At 70.3% G+C, this 20297-nt stretch carries 21 protein-coding genes and 1 pseudogene; 12 read left to right on the top strand and 10 right to left on the bottom strand.

Annotated features, from left to right (window positions below; genetic code table 11):
• Nucleotides 1–21: 21 nt before the first annotated feature.
• The 6 genes from N1032_RS14710 (at nucleotide 22) to N1032_RS14685 (ending at nucleotide 6057) form a co-directional block, all read left to right on the top strand.
• Entirely contained in the window at nucleotides 22–483 is a 462-nt protein-coding gene (locus N1032_RS14710; protein WP_259539902.1) for a winged helix-turn-helix transcriptional regulator, read from the top strand.
• Between the two features lie 93 nt (nucleotides 484–576).
• Nucleotides 577–1245, top strand: coding sequence for a hypothetical protein (locus tag N1032_RS14705; RefSeq protein ID WP_259539901.1), 669 nt, complete (start codon nucleotides 577–579; stop codon nucleotides 1243–1245).
• Between the two features lie 75 nt (nucleotides 1246–1320).
• Nucleotides 1321–1698: a hypothetical protein gene (locus N1032_RS14700; protein WP_259539900.1), complete on the top strand. Its 378-nt coding sequence runs from the start codon at nucleotides 1321–1323 to the stop codon at nucleotides 1696–1698.
• A gap of 549 nt (nucleotides 1699–2247) precedes the next feature.
• Nucleotides 2248–3912 (top strand): amidohydrolase family protein, encoded by a 1665-nt coding sequence (locus tag N1032_RS14695; protein WP_259539899.1) that lies wholly within the window; start codon nucleotides 2248–2250, stop codon nucleotides 3910–3912.
• Nucleotides 3909–4715, top strand: a complete 807-nt coding sequence (locus N1032_RS14690) for a VOC family protein (RefSeq protein ID WP_259539898.1) — start codon at nucleotides 3909–3911, stop codon at nucleotides 4713–4715. Before N1032_RS14695 ends, N1032_RS14690 begins: the two co-directional genes overlap by 4 nt.
• 271 nt (nucleotides 4716–4986) lie before the next feature.
• Entirely contained in the window at nucleotides 4987–6057 is a 1071-nt protein-coding gene (locus N1032_RS14685; protein WP_259539897.1) for a BMP family lipoprotein, read from the top strand.
• An 11-nt stretch (nucleotides 6058–6068) separates the two neighbouring features.
• Here the strand turns inward: N1032_RS14685 and nadE are convergent, their stop codons facing one another.
• The gene (gene nadE / locus N1032_RS14680) at nucleotides 6069–6899 is read right to left on the bottom strand and encodes an ammonia-dependent NAD(+) synthetase (protein WP_259539896.1); all 831 of its coding nucleotides are present in this window, start codon (nucleotides 6897–6899) and stop codon (nucleotides 6069–6071) included.
• 138 nt (nucleotides 6900–7037) lie between these two features.
• On the opposite strand from nadE, the gene N1032_RS14675 reads away from it, so the two are divergent.
• Nucleotides 7038–8528: an MFS transporter gene (locus N1032_RS14675; protein ID WP_259539895.1), complete on the top strand. Its 1491-nt coding sequence runs from the start codon at nucleotides 7038–7040 to the stop codon at nucleotides 8526–8528.
• On the opposite strand, the gene N1032_RS14670 is transcribed toward N1032_RS14675, so the two are convergent.
• The 3 genes from N1032_RS14670 to N1032_RS14660 are packed head-to-tail and all read right to left on the bottom strand — an operon-like array spanning nucleotide 8507 to nucleotide 10731.
• Nucleotides 8507–8791 (bottom strand): hypothetical protein, encoded by a 285-nt coding sequence (locus N1032_RS14670; protein WP_259539894.1) that lies wholly within the window; start codon nucleotides 8789–8791, stop codon nucleotides 8507–8509. The genes N1032_RS14675 and N1032_RS14670 overlap by 22 nt on opposite strands.
• Before the next feature lie 57 nt (nucleotides 8792–8848).
• On the bottom strand, nucleotides 8849–9202 hold the full coding sequence (locus tag N1032_RS14665; RefSeq protein WP_259539893.1) for an MmcQ/YjbR family DNA-binding protein: 354 nt from the start codon (nucleotides 9200–9202) through the stop codon (nucleotides 8849–8851).
• A 35-nt stretch (nucleotides 9203–9237) separates the two neighbouring features.
• Nucleotides 9238–10731 carry a cation:dicarboxylate symporter family transporter gene (locus N1032_RS14660; protein ID WP_259539892.1) on the bottom strand — a complete coding sequence of 498 codons (1494 nt, stop codon included), beginning with the start codon at nucleotides 10729–10731 and terminating at the stop codon, nucleotides 9238–9240.
• A gap of 191 nt (nucleotides 10732–10922) precedes the next feature.
• On the opposite strand from N1032_RS14660, the pseudogene N1032_RS28415 reads away from it, so the two are divergent.
• A pseudogene (locus tag N1032_RS28415) lies at nucleotides 10923–11357 on the top strand (histidine kinase); the annotation flags it as partial.
• Here the strand turns inward: N1032_RS28415 and N1032_RS14650 are convergent.
• Nucleotides 11300–11428, bottom strand: a complete 129-nt coding sequence (locus N1032_RS14650) for a hypothetical protein (protein WP_259539890.1) — start codon at nucleotides 11426–11428, stop codon at nucleotides 11300–11302. The pseudogene N1032_RS28415 and the gene N1032_RS14650 overlap by 58 nt on opposite strands.
• A 191-nt stretch (nucleotides 11429–11619) precedes the next feature.
• On the opposite strand from N1032_RS14650, the gene N1032_RS14645 reads away from it, so the two are divergent.
• Nucleotides 11620–12645: a sensor histidine kinase gene (locus N1032_RS14645; RefSeq protein ID WP_259539889.1), complete on the top strand. Its 1026-nt coding sequence runs from the start codon at nucleotides 11620–11622 to the stop codon at nucleotides 12643–12645.
• Entirely contained in the window at nucleotides 12642–13370 is a 729-nt protein-coding gene (locus tag N1032_RS14640) for a response regulator (protein WP_259539888.1), read from the top strand. Before N1032_RS14645 ends, N1032_RS14640 begins: the two co-directional genes overlap by 4 nt.
• A 167-nt stretch (nucleotides 13371–13537) precedes the next feature.
• On the opposite strand, the gene N1032_RS14635 is transcribed toward N1032_RS14640, so the two are convergent.
• Entirely contained in the window at nucleotides 13538–15082 is a 1545-nt protein-coding gene (locus N1032_RS14635; RefSeq protein WP_407933040.1) for an MDR family MFS transporter, read from the bottom strand.
• Nucleotides 15083–15236: 154 nt separating this feature from the next.
• Nucleotides 15237–15680 (bottom strand): SRPBCC domain-containing protein, encoded by a 444-nt coding sequence (locus N1032_RS14630; protein ID WP_259539887.1) that lies wholly within the window; start codon nucleotides 15678–15680, stop codon nucleotides 15237–15239.
• A 157-nt stretch (nucleotides 15681–15837) separates the two neighbouring features.
• Between N1032_RS14630 and N1032_RS14625 the strand changes: the two genes are divergently transcribed.
• Both N1032_RS14625 and N1032_RS14620 read left to right on the top strand, forming a co-directional pair.
• Complete coding sequence (locus N1032_RS14625; protein WP_259539886.1) at nucleotides 15838–16689, top strand: alpha/beta hydrolase; 852 nt, start codon at nucleotides 15838–15840, stop codon at nucleotides 16687–16689.
• A gap of 98 nt (nucleotides 16690–16787) precedes the next feature.
• Complete coding sequence (locus N1032_RS14620) at nucleotides 16788–17243, top strand: MarR family winged helix-turn-helix transcriptional regulator (protein WP_259539885.1); 456 nt, start codon at nucleotides 16788–16790, stop codon at nucleotides 17241–17243.
• Nucleotides 17244–17276: 33 nt separating this feature from the next.
• On the opposite strand, the gene N1032_RS14615 is transcribed toward N1032_RS14620, so the two are convergent.
• The 3 genes from N1032_RS14615 to N1032_RS14605 are packed head-to-tail and all read right to left on the bottom strand — an operon-like array spanning nucleotide 17277 to nucleotide 20260.
• Nucleotides 17277–18053 carry a fumarylacetoacetate hydrolase family protein gene (locus N1032_RS14615; RefSeq protein WP_259539884.1) on the bottom strand — a complete coding sequence of 259 codons (777 nt, stop codon included), beginning with the start codon at nucleotides 18051–18053 and terminating at the stop codon, nucleotides 17277–17279.
• Nucleotides 18054–18060: 7 nt separating this feature from the next.
• Nucleotides 18061–19173, bottom strand: a complete 1113-nt coding sequence (locus N1032_RS14610; protein ID WP_259539883.1) for a branched-chain amino acid aminotransferase — start codon at nucleotides 19171–19173, stop codon at nucleotides 18061–18063.
• 13 nt (nucleotides 19174–19186) lie between these two features.
• Nucleotides 19187–20260: a 3-isopropylmalate dehydrogenase gene (locus N1032_RS14605; RefSeq protein ID WP_259539882.1), complete on the bottom strand. Its 1074-nt coding sequence runs from the start codon at nucleotides 20258–20260 to the stop codon at nucleotides 19187–19189.
• Between the last annotated feature and the right edge of the window lie 37 nt (nucleotides 20261–20297).

Here is a 20297-nt window from a genome sequence, read left to right as displayed (position 1 = left end):
CACGAAGGGAAGTCTTGCGCGATGACGACCGTGCCTCCTCGGATCATGATCGACGCCCTTTCCGACAGCCGCCGCGACGCCGGCTCCGACGCCCGCCCCGGCTCCGGAGCCGACACCGGGGCCGGCATCGAGCAGGCCTGCTCCGTTCCCGAGACGCGCGGCCTCGTGCGCGACCTGTTCACGATGACCGCCGACAAGTGGTCGATGCTCGTCATCCGCGCCCTCGAAGACGGGCCGCTGCGGTTCACCGACCTGATGAAGGCGGTCGACGGCGTCTCACACCGCATGCTCACCCGCACGGTGCGCGGCCTGCAGCGCGACGGCATGCTCTCGCGCACGAGCTACCCCGAGTCGCCACCGCGCGTGGAGTACGCGCTCACCCCGCTCGGCGTCACGCTGCTCGAACCCGTGCGCGCCTTCGTGGCATGGACCCACGAGCACGAGCACGAGATCATCGTCAGCCGCGCCCGCTACGACGGGTGAGGATGCCGCACCACCCTCGTTAGCGGGGGATGCGGCCGGCTCCCGCCACCCCCTACAGTTCACGAGGGGGCGCACCGTCTGGGCGCGTCATCGATGAACGCCGGCCCCCGGGCCGAGATCGGACACGTCATGACCGCACCCGCCGGCCCACGCCGCCCGGCTGCATCCGTCGCGCTGCTCGCCGGCGCCGGCGCCCTGCTCGTGGCACTGGCCGGCTGCGCGAGCTCGCCGGCTCCGGCGGCCACGGTGACCGCGACGGTCACGGTGACGGCCACCCCGGCCGCGCCCTCCCCCGCCCCGGCTCCCCTGCCGCCGGTGTCGCCGACCGGAACGGCGCTCGAATACGACTGCACGAGCATCCTCGACCCCACCGCGCTCGACTCACTCGCCCCGGGCTTCTCGCCCGAGGCCGGCTACGTGCCCGCCGCGGGCTCCTTGGCCGCCGACGTGCTCGTCGTCGACGGCACCGCGTGCGGGTGGCTGAACGCCGACGACGATCGGCTCACCGTCGCGATCGGCGAACCGGATGCCGCCTCCCTCGCCTCCTACGAGGCCGCGATCGCGGCATCCAGCGACCCCACCTCCGACTTCGGCCGCACCGTCGACGGCTCGGGCTACTTCACCGTGGTCAACGGTGTCGGCGACGCCGAGATCTTCACGAGCGACGGCTACTGGGTGTCGATCACCGGGCCGCAGTTCGCCGCGCCCTCCGATGCGGGCGGCGTGCTGAGTGCGGTTCTGCAGGTGCTGCCCACGGGCTGAGTCGTCAGCCGGTAGAGTTTCGTGAGACACGCGTGACCGCGCTCAGGTCGCGCAATCGAAGAAGGAGCGTTCGACGTGACTGTTGTGCTGCCGGAGTCGCCGGGCAAAGAGCTGGCCAAGCCCCTCAAGGGCGGCGTGTTCGTGCTGTTCTGGCTGGTGGCCCTCGCACTCTGGATCATCGCTCCGCACATGACCGACCCGCGCTGGGGCGCCTTCCTCATCGACTCGGGAATCGTGTTCGCGTCGGTCGGCTTCGCCGCGCAGTCGATCACCTGGCTGCGCCCCTTCCGCAACACCCTGGCCTTCGGGTTTCTCGCGCTCGGGCTGTTCGCGCTCGGCGACTTTCTCGAGATCACCGCGCTGGTCTACTTCTTGCGCATGTTCGTGCCCTTCGTCGCACTGCTCTCGCCGCTCTACGCCACGGTCGGCAAGGTCAAGGTCTGGTACAGCTGACCTCAGCGATCGTGAAACGCGGATGTTCGGTTGCCGAAACATCAGCGTCACACGACTGACGTAACGTCGTCAGCATGAGGTTGTCGCACGAATCCAGTGGCTTTTGCCAGTGGTTCTGCCTGCGCCGCCAGAGCGGCCACCACAACACCTCTGTCTTCTCCTTCAACTCGTAGCCACGCCCCGCTCCGGGGCAGGAGTGTGTCTGCGACCGCCTGATGGGCGGCGCGCGTCGACCGCTCGACCGGCTCTCATCGACGGCCGGCAGACCCGGGCCTCCATCGTTCCGCGATTGCGCGCCGCCGCACCGACGGTGACCGGATGTCGCCACCCGCGCATCCGGTGACCCTCGGAGTCGCTCGGCGGTGACCTCCGGCGCCGGCCGGCGACCTCCGTCGGCCGTCGAAGATCTCCGTCGGCCGTGGAGGATCACCCAGCACGGGCGGCGCCGGCGGCGCCGACCCTGCACCCGCATCCCTTCGGCGACCCTGCGAAACGCATTCACCTGCCCTCTCCCGCGCCTCTTCGCGCTCCGAACAGAAGGTCTTCTTCGTGGCCACTCTCTGGCAGAACGCCCTCGTCATCGCCATGGACGACGCGCACGGCGCCGAGCCGTTCCGCGCCGACGTGCTCGTCGACGGCGACCACTTCGTGTCGGTGCGCGCGGTCGACGAGGCCGCCGCCCCGGCACCGGGCCCGGGCCCCGAGGACATCGGCGCCTCCGCGGGCGACGAACGAGACGCCGCCGACACGACGACGGTCGTCGACGCCTCGGGTCTGCTGCTCGTGCCCGGCCTCGTGAATGCGCACACCCACTCCTGGGAGGTGCTGCTGCGCGGCACGAGCGACCGGGTGCCGCTCGAGGTCTGGACGCTGCTGAGCTACCCGCCCGTGGGGGTCGCCCCGGTGCCGCAGCGGCTCGTCTACCTGCGCACGATGGTGGCGGCGATCGAGTCGCTGCTCGGCGGCACCACCACGGTGCTCGACGACGTCGGCGAACTGCCCCGTCAGACGCTCGAGAGCATCGATGCGGTGTTCGCGGCCTACGACGACGCCGGGCTGCGCGCGACCTGCACGGGAACCGTCGTCGACGTGCCGATGGTCGACCGCCTGCCGTTCGCCGACGACGTGCTGCCGGCCGACGTGCTGGCCGCGAGCCGCGAGGCGATGCGGCCCTCCGCCGAGATCCACGACGAGTACTTCGCGTTCTGCGACGCCGCCCGCACCGCGGCGAGCCGGCATGCCGGCGGCAGCGGGCGCATCCGGTTCGCCGTGGCGCCGAGTGCGCCCCAGCGGTCGACCGACGAGCTGCTGCTGCGGGCGTCATCCGAGGCCCGTCGGCACGGCGAGGTGCTGCACATGCACCTGCTCGAGACCAAGCTGCAGGCCGAGGTGGCGCGCACCCGCTACGACGGGCGCACGATCGTGCAGCACCTCGACGATCTGGGAGTCCTCGGCCCGAACGTCACCCTGGCCCACGGCATCTGGCTCACCGCCGACGACCTCGCGCTGCTCGCGCGGTCGGGCGCGACGGTCGTGCACAATCCGCTGTCGAACCTCAAGCTCGGCTCGGGCGTGCTGCCGTGGCGGGCGATGCACGACGCGGGTGTGCGGGTGGCGCTCGGCTCCGACGGCGCCTCGAGCAACGACTCGCTGCGCATGCTCGAGGTGATGAAGGCCGCGGCGCTCGTGCACACGCTCACCGAGCCCGACTACCGCGCCTGGCCGCGGGTCGAGGAGGTGCTGCGAGCGGCCACCACCGGTGGTGCCCGAGCGGCCGGACGGGCGGGCGAGGTGGGCTCGATCGCGCCGGGTCTGAAGGCCGACTTCGTGGTGTTCGACCTCACCACGTCGACGAGCTTCACGCCGCTCAACGACGCCGCCCGGCAGCTCGTGTTCGCCGAGAACGGTGCCTCGATCGCCCAGGTCTGGATCGACGGCCGCCTGGTGGTGAGCGACGGACGGTGCACGCTGATCGATGCCGACGCCCTGCTGGCCGAGTTCCGGGTCGAGGCGGCCCGCTACCTGGTCGACCTGCCGCAGTGGGAGGCCCTGCGCGACGAGCTCGAGCCCTTCGTGCGCGACGCCTACCGCCGCACCTGGTCGGCCGATCCGGCCACCCAGCCTCCCGCCGCCCGCGCCGCCGCCGCGGCGGCATCCGCCCCGCACCCCGAGACCGACCACCGAGCCGCCCGCCGAGAGGACACCACCCCATGAGACTCGACGACATCTGCCTCGTCAATGCCGACGTCACGGCGTCCGACGACTTCTACCGCGAGGGCGTGGGCCTCGAACGGCGCATGCGCAACGTGCGCTTCGCCGACTTCGTCATCGGCACCGGCCCACGCCTGGCCATGTGGATGCGACCGAGCATCGCCGAGACCGTCGGCGCCGCGTTCCCCTCGGCGCCGGGGCTGCCGTTCCGGGTCACGATCGAGCTGCCGGATGCCGCCGCTCTCGACGCGGCATCCGCTCGCGTGCCGAGTGCCGTGCGTCTGGCGCCCCGCCGGGCCTCGGGTTCGGCGGCCTACGCGGTCACCGACCCGGACGGGTTCACGAGCGTGCTCGTGGCCTCGGCCACCGGCCGGCCGCGCATCGCCGAGATCGAGCTGGCGGTCACCGACGTGGTGCGCACCTACGACTTCCTCGAGCGGCTCGGCTTCACGCCCGTCGCGGCCGACGGCCGGCTGCACTTCGACGGCGGCAACGTGAAGCTCACGATCGTGCAGGCCGACGCGACCGTGCAAGCCGCCGCGAGCGTGCCGGCCGACGCGAGCGGGGCGCCCGCCGTCTCGGCCGCCGAGTTCGCCTCGTGGAGCCGCAACGGCGGTCACCTCATGCTCGCCATCGAACTCGACTCGGGTGAGGCGGTCGACGCCCTGCACGCCGATCTGAAGGCGCGTGGCCTGGCCGACTCCGGCGAGCCCGCCCTCTATGAGTGGGGCGCCCGCTCGGCCTACTTCGTCGACCCCGACGGCTACATCTGGGAGATCTACGCCTGGGTCGAGGAGCCGCGATGACGCGCGCGACCGCGGGTCCCGGCGCCGAGCGGGCCGGCCGGCCCCCACGCACCGCCGCCGCACGCACCGTGGCCCCACGCCTCGAGCCCCCACGCCCCTCCCCCGCGTCTCGCCTATGGCGAGCGCCCCTCGACGTTCCACCCCGCACCACCGGCACCACCGTTCCACCCGGCACCACCGCCCCACCCCGCACCCATCCACGTCCCACCGATCAAGGAGCACCCATGTCCCCCTCCCCCGTTCCCTCCCGCGCACCCCGCGCCTCCGGCCCGTGCGCCGCCTGGCCGCCGCGAGCGCCCTGGCTCTCGCCGGCACACTGGCGCTCGTCAGCTGTGCCAGCGCCCCGAGCGACGCGACGTCGTCAGACACGGCGGCCGCGACATCCGATTTCCTGCCCTGCATCGTCAGCGACCAGGGCGGTTTCGACGACCAGTCGTTCAACCAACTGGGCCTCGAGGGCGTCACCGACGCCGCCGAGACGCTCGGCACCGAACACATCGACGTGCAGTCCGAGACCGAGAGCGACTACGCGCCGAACATCGCGAGCCTCGTCGAGCAGGGCTGCACCACGATCGTGACGATGGGCTACCTGCTCGCCGCCGCGACCGAGGAGGCCGCCACGGCGAACCCCGACATCGACTTCATCATGGTCGACGACAACACCATCACCGCCGACAACGTGAAGGGCGTGGTGTGGGACACCTCGCAGGCCGGCTTCCTCGTGGGTTACGCGGCGGCCGACTACACGACCACGGGCAAGGTCGGCACCTACGGTGGCGCGCAGATTCCGCCGGTCACGCTCTACATGGACGGCTTCGCCCGCGGCGTCGACTACCACAACGAGCAGAAGGGCACCGACGTGCAGGTGGTCGGCTGGAACCCCGACACGCAGGAGGGCCAGTTCACCGGCAACTTCAGCGACATCAACGCCGCGAAGGTGCTCTCGCAGGGCATCCTCGAGCAGGGCGTCGACGTGATCGTGCCGGTCGGCGGACCGATCTACCAGGGCGCCGCGCAGGCCATCCGCGAGTCGGCCAACCCGGTCGCGCTGGTGGGCGTCGACACCGACATGTACGTCAGCGACCCCGACTACGACGACATCTGGTTCACGTCGATCGCCCGCGACATGCCGAAGTCGATCTCCGAGGTCATCCAGGCCTCGGCAGCCGGTGACTTCTCGAACGAGGAGTACGTCGGAACCCTCGACAACGGCGGCGTGCTGATGAGCCCGTTCCACGACTTCGAGTCGAAGGTCGCGCCCACCCTGCAGGGCGAGCTCGACGACATCCAGGCCGGCATCATCGCCGGCGACATCACCATCGACACGCCCTCGGCCCCCTAGGCCGGCCGCGGTCAGTCGCCGGCGCGCCACCATTCGTCGAACATGGTCGCCGGCGGCTGCCGCTTGTGCTCGGTGGCGCGGTAGCGCTGCTCGATGAGCTCGGCGATCGCGGGGTCGACCTCGCGGCCCTCGAGGAAGTCGTCGATGTCGCGGTAGCCGATGCCGAGGTTCGCCTCGTCGGTCTGGCCCGGATCCTCGTCGAGCAGATCGGCGGTCGGCGCCTTCAGCCAGAGCCGCTCCGGGGCGCCCAGGTGCTCGAGCAGCGCGCGCCCCTGCCGCTTGGTGAGACCCGTGAGCGGAAGCAGGTCGGCACCGCCGTCGCCGAACTTCGTGAAGAACCCCATCACCGCCTCGGCGGCGTGGTCGGTGCCCACCACCAGCAGCCCGTGCTGGCCGGCGATGGCGTACTGCCCGACCATGCGCGAGCGCGCCTTCACGTTGCCGCGCGTGAAGTCGCGGATCGGCTCCCCTGTCGCATCGGTGAACTCGTCGTCGAATCCGTCGACGGCACGCGCGATGTTGAACACGATGCGGAGATCGGGCTGGATGAACTCGAGTGCCAGCTGCGCGTCGTCTTCGTCGGCCTGCACGCGGTGCGGCATCCGCACGGCGTAGAGCACGGCGTCATCGCCCTCGGCGCGCAGCTCGTCGACCGCCCGCTGCACGAGCTTGCCGGCGAGCGACGAATCCTGCCCCCCGCTCACCGCGAGCAGGAAGCCGCGCGCCCCCGCCCGGCGCAGGTAGTCCTTGAGAAACTTCACGCGCCGCTCGACCTCCTCGGCGGGGTCGATGCTCGGGAGCACATGGAGGTCGCGGATGATCTGGCTCTGAAGGTCTCGCATGCTCTTCACCGTAGCGCGTGCGCTAAACTCGAGCCCTGACCAACCCCCGGTTGGTGTGGTCGGCTCCCGCGCTCACGGCGCCGCAGTCGATCCGAGGCTGGAAACCTCCGGCACCCGTTCCTGCCCGGAGGTCTCCCCGTGTCTGCATCCCCTTCTCGCCCCGCGCGACCGCCGCGCACGCGCACCCGCACGAAACCCAATCGCTGGCTCGCTCTCGGCGTGCTGGCCCTCACCCAACTCGTCGTCGTGCTCGACGGCACCATCGTCAACATCGCGCTTCCCCAGGCGCAGCTCGAGCTCGACCTCACCGACGGCCAGCGGCAGTGGGTGGTCACGGCCTACGCGCTGGCCTTCGGCGCGCTGCTGCTGCTCGGCGGCCGCATCGCCGACTACTGGGGCCGCAAACGCACCTACCTCGTGGGCATGCTCGGCTTCGGCGTGGCCTCCGCGTTCGGCGGCCTCGCGCAGAACGGTGTCGAGCTCATCGTCGCGCGGGGCCTGCAGGGTGCGTTCGCGGCGCTCCTCGCACCCGCGGCACTCGCCCTGCTGACCGTCACCTTCACCCACGGCCGTGACCGCAACACCGCCTTCGCCGTGTTCGGCACGATCGCGGGCGCCGGCGCGGCGGTCGGACTGGTGCTCGGCGGGGTGCTGACCGAATACGCCGACTGGCGCTGGTGCCTGCTGGTGAACGTGTTCTTCATCGTCGTCGGACTCATCGGCGGCATGCTGCTGGTGACCGAGAGCAAGGCCGAGGGCGACAACCGCTACGACGTGCTGGGCGCGATCACCGTGACCCTCGGCCTCGGCTCGCTCGTCTACGGCTTCAGCCTCGCCGAGCACGGCTGGGGCAGCCCCGACACCATCGGCTTCCTCGCACTCGGCGTGGGCCTGCTCGTGCTGTTCGTGTTCATCGAGACCCGCGTCGCGCAGCCGCTGCTGCCGCTTCGCGTCGTGCTCGACCGCGTGCGCGGCGGGGCGTTCCTCATCCAGGCCATCGCCGGAAGCGTGATGATCGGCGCGACCCTCTACCTCGCCTTCCACCTGCAGATCGTGCTCGGCCTGCCACCGCTCGAGGCGGGCCTGGCCAACCTGCCGCTCACCGTCGCCATCATGATCGTGGCGCCGTTCGCCACCAAGGCGCTGCCGGTCATCGGACCGCGCCCGCTCATGATCGCCGGCCCGTTGATCGTCGCCGCAGGGCTGCTCTACCTCAGCCGCATCACCGCCGACGGCGACTATTTCGTGCAGGTGCTGCCCGGGCTCGTCATCATGGGCGTCGGCATGGCGCTGGTGTTCGTGCCGCTGCAGAATCTCGCCCTCACGGGGGTGGCCCCGCACGACGCGGGCGCGGCATCCGCCACCGCCAACTCGGCCATGCAGATCGGCGGCTCGATCGGCCTGTCGGTGTTCACGGCCATCTACGCCGCCGCGGTCGCCGGGGTGACGGTGACGGATGCCGCCACCCAGCTCTCGGCCTTCACCGCCGGTTACTCGGCGACCTTCGTGGCGGCCGCGGTCGCCATGGTGGCCGCGGCCGCCATCGCCGTGATCTTCATCCGGGTGGGCAAGCCCGCGCCGGAGAAGACCACGGCATCAGAGGGCGACTACTTGCCGGTGGGGATGTAGCCGGCGTTCGTGAACAGACGCCGCAGGTCCACCACGGTCTGCTCGTCGATGTCTTTGTGCTTGGGCTTCGTGAGCACGAGACGGTCGTCGGCGAGCTTCACGACGAACTTGCCGTCGTGCTCCTCGGTGACGTCGGCCACCTCGTCGAGCAGGGCGATCACGTCTTTCCACTCGAGGTTGTGCGACGTGGGGTGGGCCTCGATGTGGGCGAGCGTGGTGCGGTGGTGCTGGCTCAGGTGGTCGGGGCTGGTGGCGTCTGACATGGTCGGTCCTTTGCTGCTCGAAGTGGGCTCCACCACGTTAGCGGGTCGCAGCCCGGGTCAGGGGCGCTTGGCGCGCGGCAGGCCGGCCACCACGAGGTCGTAGGAGTTGACCACGAGGTCTTCGACCAGCCGGCCGTCGGTCGAGGGCCCGAGCGTCACCGTGATCCAGTGCTTCTTGTTCATGTGGTAGCCCGGAATGATCCAGTCGTGCTCGCGCACGAGCGCTTCGGCGTGCGGTGGCGCGGCCTTCAAGGTCACCGTGCACGGCTCCTCGTCGAGATTCGTGAGGGCGAACACCTTTCCCACCACCTTGAACACGGATGTCTCGGGCCCGAACGGCCGCTCGTCGGTGGTCGCGGGCAACCCCGCGCACACCTCGAACACCTGTTCTCGGGTCAGCGTCGTCTTCATGGCACGAGGCTACTCCGCCGGCAGCCGGCGGCCCGTCACGCCCCCGAACGGGAGCCGCCGCGGGGCGCCGGAGCCCTGTCGTCGTCGAGGTCGCCGACGATCGCGGCGAGCGCGGCGGTCGACGGGCGCGATCCGTCGCCGTTCGGCGTGGTGCGGGCCGGGGCCACCGTCGGGCCGGCCTCCCGGGCGATCTCGGCCGATTCGTCGGCGCCCAGGTGGTCGTCGACGCTCATCGTCGACTCGTCGAAGGGGCGCCGCCCGGCGAGCACCTCGGTGACCTGCTCGCGGTCGATCTGCCTCGTCCAGGTGCCCACGAGCAGCGTCGCGACGGCGTTGCCGGTGAAGTTCGTGAGCGCCCGGGCCTCCGACATGAACCGGTCGATGCCCACGATCACGCCGACGCCGTCGACCAGGTCGGGTCGATGCGCCTGCAGGCCTCCCGCGAGGGTGGCGAGGCCGGCGCCGGTGACGCCGGCGGCGCCCTTCGAGGCGATCATCATGAACACCAGCAGCGAGATCTGCTCGCCCAGCGCCAGCGGGGTGCCCATCGCGCTGGCGATGAACAGCGACGCCATCGTGAGATAGATCGCCGTGCCGTCGAGGTTGAACGAGTAGCCGGTGGGGATGGTGATGCCGGCGACGGGCTTCGAGACGCCGACGTGCTCCATCTTGGCGATGAGCCGCGGCAGCACCACCTCGCTCGACGAGGTCGACACGATCAGCAGGTATTCGCGGGCGAGGTACTTCATCAGCCGGAAGATGTTCACCCGGGCCACCGCCCAGAGCAGCGACCCGAGCACGACCACGATGAACAGGGCGCAGGTGATGTAGAACGCCACCATGAGGGTGCCGAGACTCACGATCGCGGCGAACCCGGTGTTGCCCACCACGGCGGCGATCGCGCCGAAGGCGCCGATCGGTGCAACCCACATGATCATGGCGAGGATGCGGAACACCAGCGCCTGGATCTGGCGGATCGCCCCGAGGATGGGCGCGCCCTTGGCCCCCATCTTCTGCAGCGCGAACCCGACCAGCAGCGCCACGAACAGCACCTGCAGGATGTTGCCGGCCGTGAGCGACGACAGCAGCGACGTGGGGATGATGCCCAACAGGAACTCCGTGGGCGTCGCGGCCTCGGTGCTCGCCGCGTCGTAGCTCGAGGCCGCGATGTCGAGCCCCTCCCCGGGGTGGATGAGGTTGCCCACGACGAGCCCGATGCCGAGGGCGAAGGTCGACATCACGATGAAGTAGAGCAGAGCGAGCCCGCCCACCTTGCCGACCGTGGCGGCCTTGGCGATGGAGCCGACGCCGAGCACGATGGTGCAGAAGATGATGGGGGCGATCATCATCTTGATCAGCGCCACGAACGCGTCTCCGACGGGTTTGAGGTTCACCGCGAACTCGGGAGCCGCCAGGCCCACGAGGGCGCCCGAGACAACCGCCACGATGACGGCGATGTAGAGATAGTGCGACGATTCGAGCCGCCGGCGCCGTGTGCGGCCGGTGGTCGTGGGGGTCTGGAGCGCCATTGCTGCCCTCTTCCGTGAGATCGACGGGTCGAACGCCGGGTGGCCTCGACCTGATGCATTGCCGACAGCCTGCGGGTGCGGCATCCGTTCGTCGTCGTTGTGTTCATAGTGTTCGCGGGCGACGGTTGGGGGCCGGCCGGTCGAATGCCTACAGTGAGACGACGGGCCAGGCGACGGAGCGGGGGTGACGGATGATTCGACGGTGGAGCATCGCCACGAAACTCTTCGCGCTGCAGTTCATCGTGATCCTGGCGCTCACGCTCGCGGCCGTGCTGCTCATCTGGGCCGACGCCCGCGCCGACGTGGAACGCGACGCCGCCGCACGCAGCCTCGCCGTGGCCGAGACGATCGCGCAGGATCCGTTCGTCGCCGGCGCGGTGGCGGGCGACGACCCGAGCGCGACGCTGCAGCCCTACGCGGTGGCGATCATGGACGCCACCGGGGTCGATTTCATCACGATCATGTCGACCGACGGCGTGCGATACACCCACCGCGACCCGGCGCAGATCGGCAAGACGTTCCTCGGCACGATCGACCGGGCGCTTGCTGGCGAGCCGTTCACCGAGACCTACACGGGCACCCTCGGGCCGAGCGTGCGGGCCGTGGTGCCGATCGAGGATTCCGCCGGCCGGGTGACCGCCCTGGTGTCGGCGGGCATCACCGTGTCGGCGACGCAGGTGGCGCTCGGCGCCCGCATCTCGACCGTGCTCGCGGCCGCGGGGCTCGCGCTCGTCGTCGGCGCCGTCGCCTCGTGGGCGCTCAGCCGCTACCTGCGCCGGGTCACCCGGGGCCGCGGCGCCGAGGAGATGAGCCGCATGTTCGCCTACTACGAGGGCGTGCTGCACTCCATCGGCGAAGGCCTCGTGCTGCAACACCCGGCGCCGGGTGGTGCTCTACAACGACCGCGCCGCCGAGCTGCTGGGCATCACCGCGCCGGCCACCACCGAACCGGTGTCGCTCGAGCAGCTGGGGGTGCCGGCCGCCACCGCGGCGGTGCTGTTCCGCGACGAGGTGACGGTCGACGAGATCGTGATCACTCCGACCCACGTCATCGTGGTCGACCGCGACCGTATCGTGTCGCAGCGGCCCGAGGGCCGACGCGGCGGTTCGCACTTCGTCGGCACGGTGACGACCCTGCGCGACCACACCCGGCTGCAGGAGCTGACCGGCGAACTGGCCACCCTGACCACCCTCTCCGACGCCCTGCGGTCGCAGGCGCACGAGTTCGCGAACCGTCTGCACACGATGATCGCCCTGATCGAGCTCGGCCGCGCCGCCGAGGCCGCCGAGCTGGCCACGTCGGAGCTCACGCTCAGCCAGCAGCTGGCCGACCGCATGCTCACCGCCGTCGACGAGCCGGTGCTGCTCGCGCTGCTGCTCGGTAAGTCGGCCCAGGCCGCCGAGCGAGGCGCGGTTCTCGACGTGTCGTTGCCGTCGCGGCTGCCGGGCGATGCCATCCCGACGCGAGAGCTCATCACCATCGTCGGCAACCTGCTCGACAACGCCCTGGATGCCGCCACCGCGGCGTCGCCCGACACCGCACGGGTCACGGTCGAGGTCGACCTCGAGGCACCCTCCGAACCCGCGACCGCCGAAGCCGATGGGCGCCGGGCGCGGGGCGTTCTGCGCATCACCGTGGGCGACAGCGGACCGGGGCCGAGCGCGGAGGCCACCCGGTCGCTGTTCGAGTTCGGGGTGACCACGAAGGCCGAGGGCCACCACGGCATCGGGCTCGCGCTCGTGCGCCAGGCGGTCGCGAGGCTCGGGGGCACGATCGAGGTCGAGAGGTCGCGCTTCACGGTGCGGGTGCCGGTCGCCGCCACGGGCTCGGCGGCTGCGGGAGTGGCGGCGGCGGGCACGGCGGCTGCGGGAGTGGCGGCGGCGAGCACGGCGACGGCGGGAGTGATGCCGTGACCGCCGCCGCGTCCATCGGTTCGCCGACGCGCGTGCCCATCCGGGTGCTCGTGGTCGACGACGAGCCGCTCACCGCCGAGGCGCACGCCGCCTACGTCGGCCGGCTCGACGGCTACGCCGTCGCGGCCATCGCCCACTCGGGGCACGAGGCCATCCGGGTGCTGCGCGAGGGGCCGGCATCCGGAGTCGACCTCATTCTGCTCGACATGAACCTGCCCGACACCTCGGGCATCGATCTGTGCCGCGGGCTGCGCGCGGCCGGCATCGAGACCGACGTCATCGCCGTGACCGCGGTGCGCGACGCCGCGGTCGTGCGCTCGGCCGTGTCGCTCGGCATCGTGCACTACCTGATCAAGCCGTTCGGCTTCGCCGCGTTCGCCGAGAAACTCGGCGCCTATCGCGACTTCCACGACCGCCTGGCGGGGTCACAGGTGACCGACCAGCAGGAGGTCGACTCCTCGTTCGCCGCTCTCCGCCGCGGGTCGGGTTCGCAGTTGCCCAAGGGGCTGACCACCGAGACCCTCGACCGGGTGCGTTCGGCGCTGCGATCGGCCGCCCCGGCGGGTCTCTCCGCGGGCGAGCTCGCCGAACGCCTCTCGCTCTCGCGCGTCACCGCCCGCCGCTACCTCGAGCACCTCAGCGACGCGGGAGCTGCCGATCGCGTGCAGCGCCACGGCGCGCCGGGCCGCCCCGAGGTGGAGTACCGCCCCGCTCGAGGTGCCTGATCCCGCGTCACGCGAGTAGGGTCGGCTGCATGTCGACTCAGCCACCGCCCTACGTTCCGCCCGAGCAGCCCGCTCCCCCGCCCGGCGCACCGACCGATCCGCCCGAGGCGCCGCCGGAGCCGCCGCAGTTCTAGCGGCATCCGGGGTCATCGGGCCCAGGCCCCGGGTCAGTGCCCGAACACCGCGCCCTCCGACGCGGCGCCGGCCTCCTCGTCGAGCAGCTGCTCGTCTTCGGGCGACACCGCGGGGCGCCGCACGAAGAACGCGGCGACGATGCCGAAGGTCGAGATGATCGCGCCGCAGAGGAACGCGGCCTGGATGCCGGCGGCCGAGGCGCTGATGGCCGACGCCCCCGCCGTCTGCTGCGACAGCGTGACGCCCGCCATCACGGCGATGAACAGGGCGGTTCCGCTGGCGCCCGCGAGCTGCTGCACCGTGCCCACGATGGCGGAGCCGTGTGAGTACAACCGCGGCCGCAGCGCTCCGAGACCGGCGGTGAACAGCGGCGTGAACATCAGCGCCAGGCCGATGCTCAGCGTGACGTGGGCGGCCAGCACCCACCACATCGAGGTGTTCTCGTTCACCATGGTGAGGCCCCAGAGCACCCCGCTCACGATCACGGCGCCGGGCACCAGCAGCACGGTCGGCCCGAAGCGGTCGTAGAGGCGGCCCACGAACGGCGCGAGCACTCCCATCACGATGCCGCCCGGAAGCAGCAGCAGGCCCGTGGTGAGGGCGTCGAGCTGCAGCACGTTCTGCATGAAGAACGGCAGCACGATGATGGTGCCGAACAGCGCCATCATGCTGATCGCCATGAGGATGATGGCCACGGTGAAGGTGCGCGAGCGGAACGTGCGCAGGTCGAGTAGCGCGCGGTCGGTGCGCTGCAGCGCGAGCTGCCGCATCACGAAGGCGCCGAGCGCCACGATACCCACGATCAGCGGCAACCAGCTCGACAGGAAGGTGGCGCTCGCCCCGCCGATGTTGCTGAGGCCGTAGACCAGCCCGCCGAAACCGAACGCCGACAGGATGACCGAGAACACGTCGATCGGAACCGCTCGCGGCTCGGTGACGTTCTGCACCCGCATCGCCCCGAGCACCAGGGCGCCTATGGCGATCGGAAGCACGAGGATGAACATCCACCGCCAGGTCAGGGTGCTCAGGATGATGCCCGAGATCGTCGGCCCGATGGCGGGCGCCACCGAGATCACGATCGAGATGTTGCCCATGGTGCGGCCGCGCGTCGCGGGCGGCACCAGAGTCATCACGGTGGTCATGAGCAGCGGCATCATGATGGCCGTGCCGCTGGCCTGCACCACGCGGGCGACGAGCAGCACCTCGAAGCCGGGGGCCATCGCCGCGATCAGCGTGCCGAGTGAGAACAACGACATCGCCACGATGAACACCGGCCGCGTGTTGAAGCGCTGCAGCAGGAACCCGGTGATCGGAATCACGACGGCCATGGTCAGCATGAACGCGGTCGAGAGCCACTGGGCGGCGACCTCAGTGATGTTGAGATCGACCACCAGGTGCGGAATCGCGACACCCATGATGGTCTCGTTGAGGATGACGACGAACGTCGCCACCAGCAGCAGGTTGATGACGAGGCGGTTACGCCGTGCGAGCCGGTCGCTGTCGGGGCCGGGCGCGGCGGATGCCGGCACCGAGGCCGCGGGGGTGTCGGTGATCGCGGGCGATGAGCTGTCGGTCACAAGAGTCCTGTTCAGAAGAAGGCGAGAGGGCTGGCGGCGACGCCGAGGAGAAGAGGTTCTCAAGGGGAACACCGAGGATGGTGCGTGGTATTCCATCTGAACCGGAACACCGATGTAGACAGTGTACACATTGGCGGCCGGCGCCGCCAGGCGGTCACCGTTCGAGCAGCTTCTTCAAGCTCTCGAGCAGGTATTCCCACCCGGGGGTCGTCTCCCGGTCGAGCACGCTTCCCGGCTCGACCCCGGAATGGGTCAGGTTCACCCGGGTGCTCTGTGCGTCGCCGATGTCGTCGAAGGCCGAGAGCTGCCAGTCCACGCGCGTGGCCCCGCTCTGCTGCACCTCGTTCGACCACACCGGCAGGAAGGTCGTCGACAGCCGTGACGGCGGCTCGAACACCAGCACCTCACCGAGGATGTTCGGCAGCCCGAGCTCGTCGACGAAGGTGATCGGCGCCCCCACCTGCCATGTCGACTCGACCGTGTTCGCGAACCACCACTCGGTGGTGTACTCGGGCGAGGTGAGCGCCGTCCAGACCCGAGACGGCTCGGCCTCGATGACGATGGTGAACTCCCGCGTGACCGTCTCGTTCGACTCCATGCCTTCATTCTGGGCGCTCCGGCCCGGCCGGTCTACGCACGCGGCGGAATTCGCGACGGATGTCCCTTGCGCCCGTGAGAGCGTTCCCACTAGCGTCTCGATCACAACCGACTGGATCACCGCGCAGTCTCGCCTCCTCCCCCGGAAAGGACGTCCCGTGACCACCCTCACCGACACCGAACTCCAGCAGATCGAGCGTGCGAACGCCACCGGTCTGCAGCCCGTCGTCTTCGTGCACGGCCTCTGGCTGCTCTCCAGCAGCTGGGACGCCTGGCGCGCCCTGTTCGAAGAGAACGGGTTCACCACCATCGCCCCGGGCTGGCCCGACGACCCCGCGAGCGTCGACGAGGCCCGCAAAGACCCCGACGTCTTCGCGCACAAGATGGTGAAACAGGTCACCGAGCACTACCTCGAGGCCATCGACGGCCTGACCCTCACCCCGGCTGTCGTCGGGCACTCGTTCGGCGGGCTGATCGCGCAGAAGATCGCCGGCGAAGGGGCGAGCGAGGCCACCGTCGCCATCGATCCGGCACCCTTCCAGGGTGTGCTGCCGTTGCCGGCCTCGTCGCTCAAGTCGTCGGCTCCGGTGCTGGCCAACCCGCTCAACTTCGGCCGCGCGGTCTCGCTCACGCTCGAGCAGTTCACCTTCGGGTGGGCGAACGCACTCGACGCCGACGAGGCCGAGGAGCTGTGGAAGACCTATCACGTGGCGGCATCCGGTGTGCCCCTGTTCCAGGCGGCCACGGCGAACTTCAACCCGTTCACCCAGACCAAGGTCGACTCGAAGAACCCCGAGCGCGGCCCGCTGCTGCTGATCGCCGGCGCGGCCGACAACACGGTGCCGCCCGCGATGGTCGAGGCGGCCTACAAGATCCAGTCGAAGAACCCCGGCACGACCGAGTACCTCGAGATCCCCGATCGCGGGCACTCGCTGACGATCGATCACGGCTGGCGCGAGGTGGCCGACGAGGTGCTGGTGTTCCTCACCAAGCAGACGGGCAACGACTGACGACTTCGCCGCACTCGCGCGTTCGGTCGGCGCGAACGTCAGCGGCATGTGGAAGACTCGTCCCTACCCTTCCACCCGGTGACTGAGAGCCCAACTCGATGACGAACCATTCCGGCCCCGACCGTTCCGAGGTCGCCGCGCGCCTCGCTCTCGCCGTGGGGCGCCTCAACCGGCGCATCCGGGCCACCAGCGACACCCTGACGCCGGGGCAGGTGTCGGCGCTGTCGACGATCGTGCGCGACGGCCCCATCCGGCCCGGCGACCTCGCGCGCGTCGAGCGGGTGGCGGCACCCACCATCACCCGGCTGCTGGCCGATCTCGAGACCCGCAAGCTCGTGTCGCGCACGTCAGACCCCGACGACGGCCGCTCGTTCTTCGTGCAGTCGACCGAGGCGGGCGACGAGGCCATTCTGCGTGCGCGCTCCGAGCGGGCACGGCGGGTGCTCGAGCTGTTTCACGAGCTCGACGACGAGCAGATCGACTCGCTGGCCGCGGCGCTCGACGCGCTCGACGCCGCCGCGGGGCTCTCGCCCGCGGCCGACGTGAGGGCCTAGCCCGCGCCTGTGGTGCTCAGACGACGGTCGCGCTCAGACCACCGTGTTGCGCAGCACGCCGATGCCCGAGACCTCGACCTCGACGGTGTCGCCCGACTCCATCTGCTCGATGCCGGCCGGCGTTCCGGTGAGGATGACGTCGCCCGGCAGCAGGGTGAACACGGCTGAGGCGTAGGCCACGATCGCGGGCACCGAGTGGATCATGTCGGTCAGCGGCGCGCTCTGCTTCAGCACCCCGTTGAGACGGGTCTCGAGGTTCGACGCCGCGAGATCGAACTCGGTCTCGATCACCGGGCCGAGCGGGCAGAAGGTGTCGAACCCCTTCGCCCGGGCCCACTGGCCGTCGCTGCGCTGCAGGTCGCGTGCGGTCACGTCATTGGCGATGGTGTAGCCGAAGATCACGCCGGCGGCGTCGGCCTCGGCGACGTTCTTCGCCACCGACCCGATCACCACCGCCAGTTCGCCCTCGAAGTCGACCCGCGACGACTGGGGTGGCCGCACGATGCGGTCGCCGGGCCCGATCACCGAGGTGTTCGGCTTCAAGAACAGCAGGGGCTCCGACGGCGCCTCGCCACCGCCCATCTCGGCCACGTGGTCGCGGTAGTTCTTGCCCACGGCCACCACCTTCGACCGCGGAATGACCGGGGCCAGAATGGGGGCGTCGGCCAGCGGAACCCGCTCGCCCGTTGTGTCGAAGCCGGCGAACATCGGGTCGCCGTTCAGCACCACCAGTTCGGTGGCGCCGGTGTCGCTCTGGTCGACGATGCCGAAGTTGATGGCGCCCTTGTGGCTGAACCGTGCGATCTTCATCGCCGGCTCACGCGTCCAGACGGGTCAGCCAGCCGTGGCGGTCGGGCCGCCGGCCGTACTGGATGTCGGTGAGCTCCTGCCGGATCGACATCGTCAGCTCGCCCGCCGGCGCGTTCTCGTCGCCGATCGTGAAGTCGGGCGACTTGAGCGCCGAGATGGGCGTGATCACAGCGGCCGTGCCGCACGCGAAGACCTCGGTGATCTCGCCCGAGGCGATGCCGTCGCGCCACTCGTCGATGGTCACGTCACGCTCCTCGACGGTCAGCCCGCGATCGTGGGCGAGCTGGATGATGCTGTCGCGCGTGATGCCCTCGAGAATGGTGCCCGTGAGGCGCGGGGTGACGATCGTGCCCCCCTGGTGCACGAAGAACACGTTCATGCCGCCGAGCTCATCGACGTGCTCGCCGGTCTCGCCGTCGAGGAAGAGCACCTGGGCGCATCCGTTCTCGTAGGCCTCCTGCTGCGGCAGCAGCGAGGCCGCGTAGTTGCCGCCGCACTTCGCGGCCCCGGTGCCCCCGCGGCCGGCGCGGGAGTACTCGGTCGACAGCCAGATCGACACCGGTGCCACGCCGCCCTTGAAGTAGGCGCCCGCCGGGCTCGCGATCACGTAGTAGCCGACCTTCTGCGAGGGCCGCACGCCGAGGAACGACTCGTTCGCGATCATGAACGGCCTGATGTAGAGGCTCGTCTCGGGCGCCGACGGCACCCACGATCCGTCGACAGCGACGAGCTGGCGCAGCGACTCCACGAAGTCCTCCACCGAGAGCTCGGGCAGCGCGAGGCGGCGGGCGGATCGCTGCAGGCGCTCGGCGTTCTTCTCGGGCCGGAAGGTCCAGATCGAGCCGTCGGCGTGACGGTAGGCCTTGAGCCCCTCGAAGATCTCCTGCGCGTAGTGCAGCACGGCTGCCGACGGGTCGAGCAGCAGGGGGCCGTAGGGAATGACGCTCGCGTCGTGCCAGCCCTCGTCGACCGTCCAGTCGATCTTCACCATGTGGTCGGTGAAGTGCTTGCCGAAGCCGGGGTCGGCGAGGATGACCTCGCGCTCGGCCTCGGCACGCGCATCCTGTGACGGCGTGAGGTCGAACTGCAGCGGAAAAGTGGAGGTCGGAGCGAGAGTCATGGTCTGTCTTTCGTCAAAGGGTCTGAGTGAGGGCCGGTGCGGCCAGCGCGGAGGCGATCGCGTCACCGATCTGCGACGTGGTGCGCGAAGAGTCGGTGCGGGTGGCGATGTCGGCCACCACGGCGTCGCGAACGCGGGTGGCCGCGTCGGTCAGCTGGAGGTGGTCGAGCAGCATCGCGACCGAGAGGATCGCTGCGGTGGGATCGGCCTTCTGCTGGCCTGCGATGTCGGGAGCGGATCCGTGGACCGGTTCGAACATCGAAGGGTAGGTGCCGTCGGGGTTGATGTTGCCCGAGGCCGCCAATCCGATTCCGCCGCTGATTGCGCCGGCGAGGTCGGTGAGAATGTCGCCGAAGAGGTTGTCTGTGACGATCACGTCAAATCTAGCAGGGTCGGTCACCAAGAAGATGGTCGCGGCATCGACGTGCAGGTAGTCGACGTCCACTTCTGGGAAAGTGGCCCCCACCTCGTCGACGAGCCTCTTCCAGAGGCCGCCGGCGAAGGTGAGCACGTTGGTCTTGTGCACGAGGGTCAGCTTCTTGCGACGAGCGGATGCCGCGGCGAATGCGAAGCGCACCACCCGCTCCACCCCGAAGGCGGTGTTGACCGACACCTCGTTCGCGATCTCGTGCGGCGTTCCGCCCCGGATGGCGCCGCCGTTGCCGACGTAGGGGCCCTCGGTTCCCTCGCGCACGACCACGAAGTCGACGTCGCCGTGGCTCGCGAGCGGGCTCGGCACACCGGGGTAGATGGTGGTGGGGCGCAGATTCACGTAGTGGTCGAGCGAGAACCGCAGCTTCAGCAGCAGGCCGCGCTCGATGTTCGCGTTGGCGAGCCGCGGGTCGCCCGGCACTCCCCCGACGGCGCCGAGCAGGATGACGTCGTGGGCGCTGATCGCGGCGAGATCGTCGTCGGTGAGCACGTCACCGGTCTCGAGATAGCGCGTGGCGCCCAGCGAGAAGTGCGTCTTCGCGAACTCGATGTCGCTGCCCGCGGTGACCGCGTCGAGCACCTTGACGGCCTCGGTGACGACTTCGGGGCCGATCCCGTCACCGGGAATGAGTGCGAGCTTGATCGTGCGTGCCATGTATAAACATTAGCCGCCCGGGCTCACCTGGTCTGGC

The organism is Herbiconiux daphne, assembly GCF_024979295.1.
Lineage (GTDB): Bacteria > Actinomycetota > Actinomycetes > Actinomycetales > Microbacteriaceae > Herbiconiux > Herbiconiux daphnes.
This window is presented reverse-complemented; position numbering and strand designations above follow the sequence as displayed.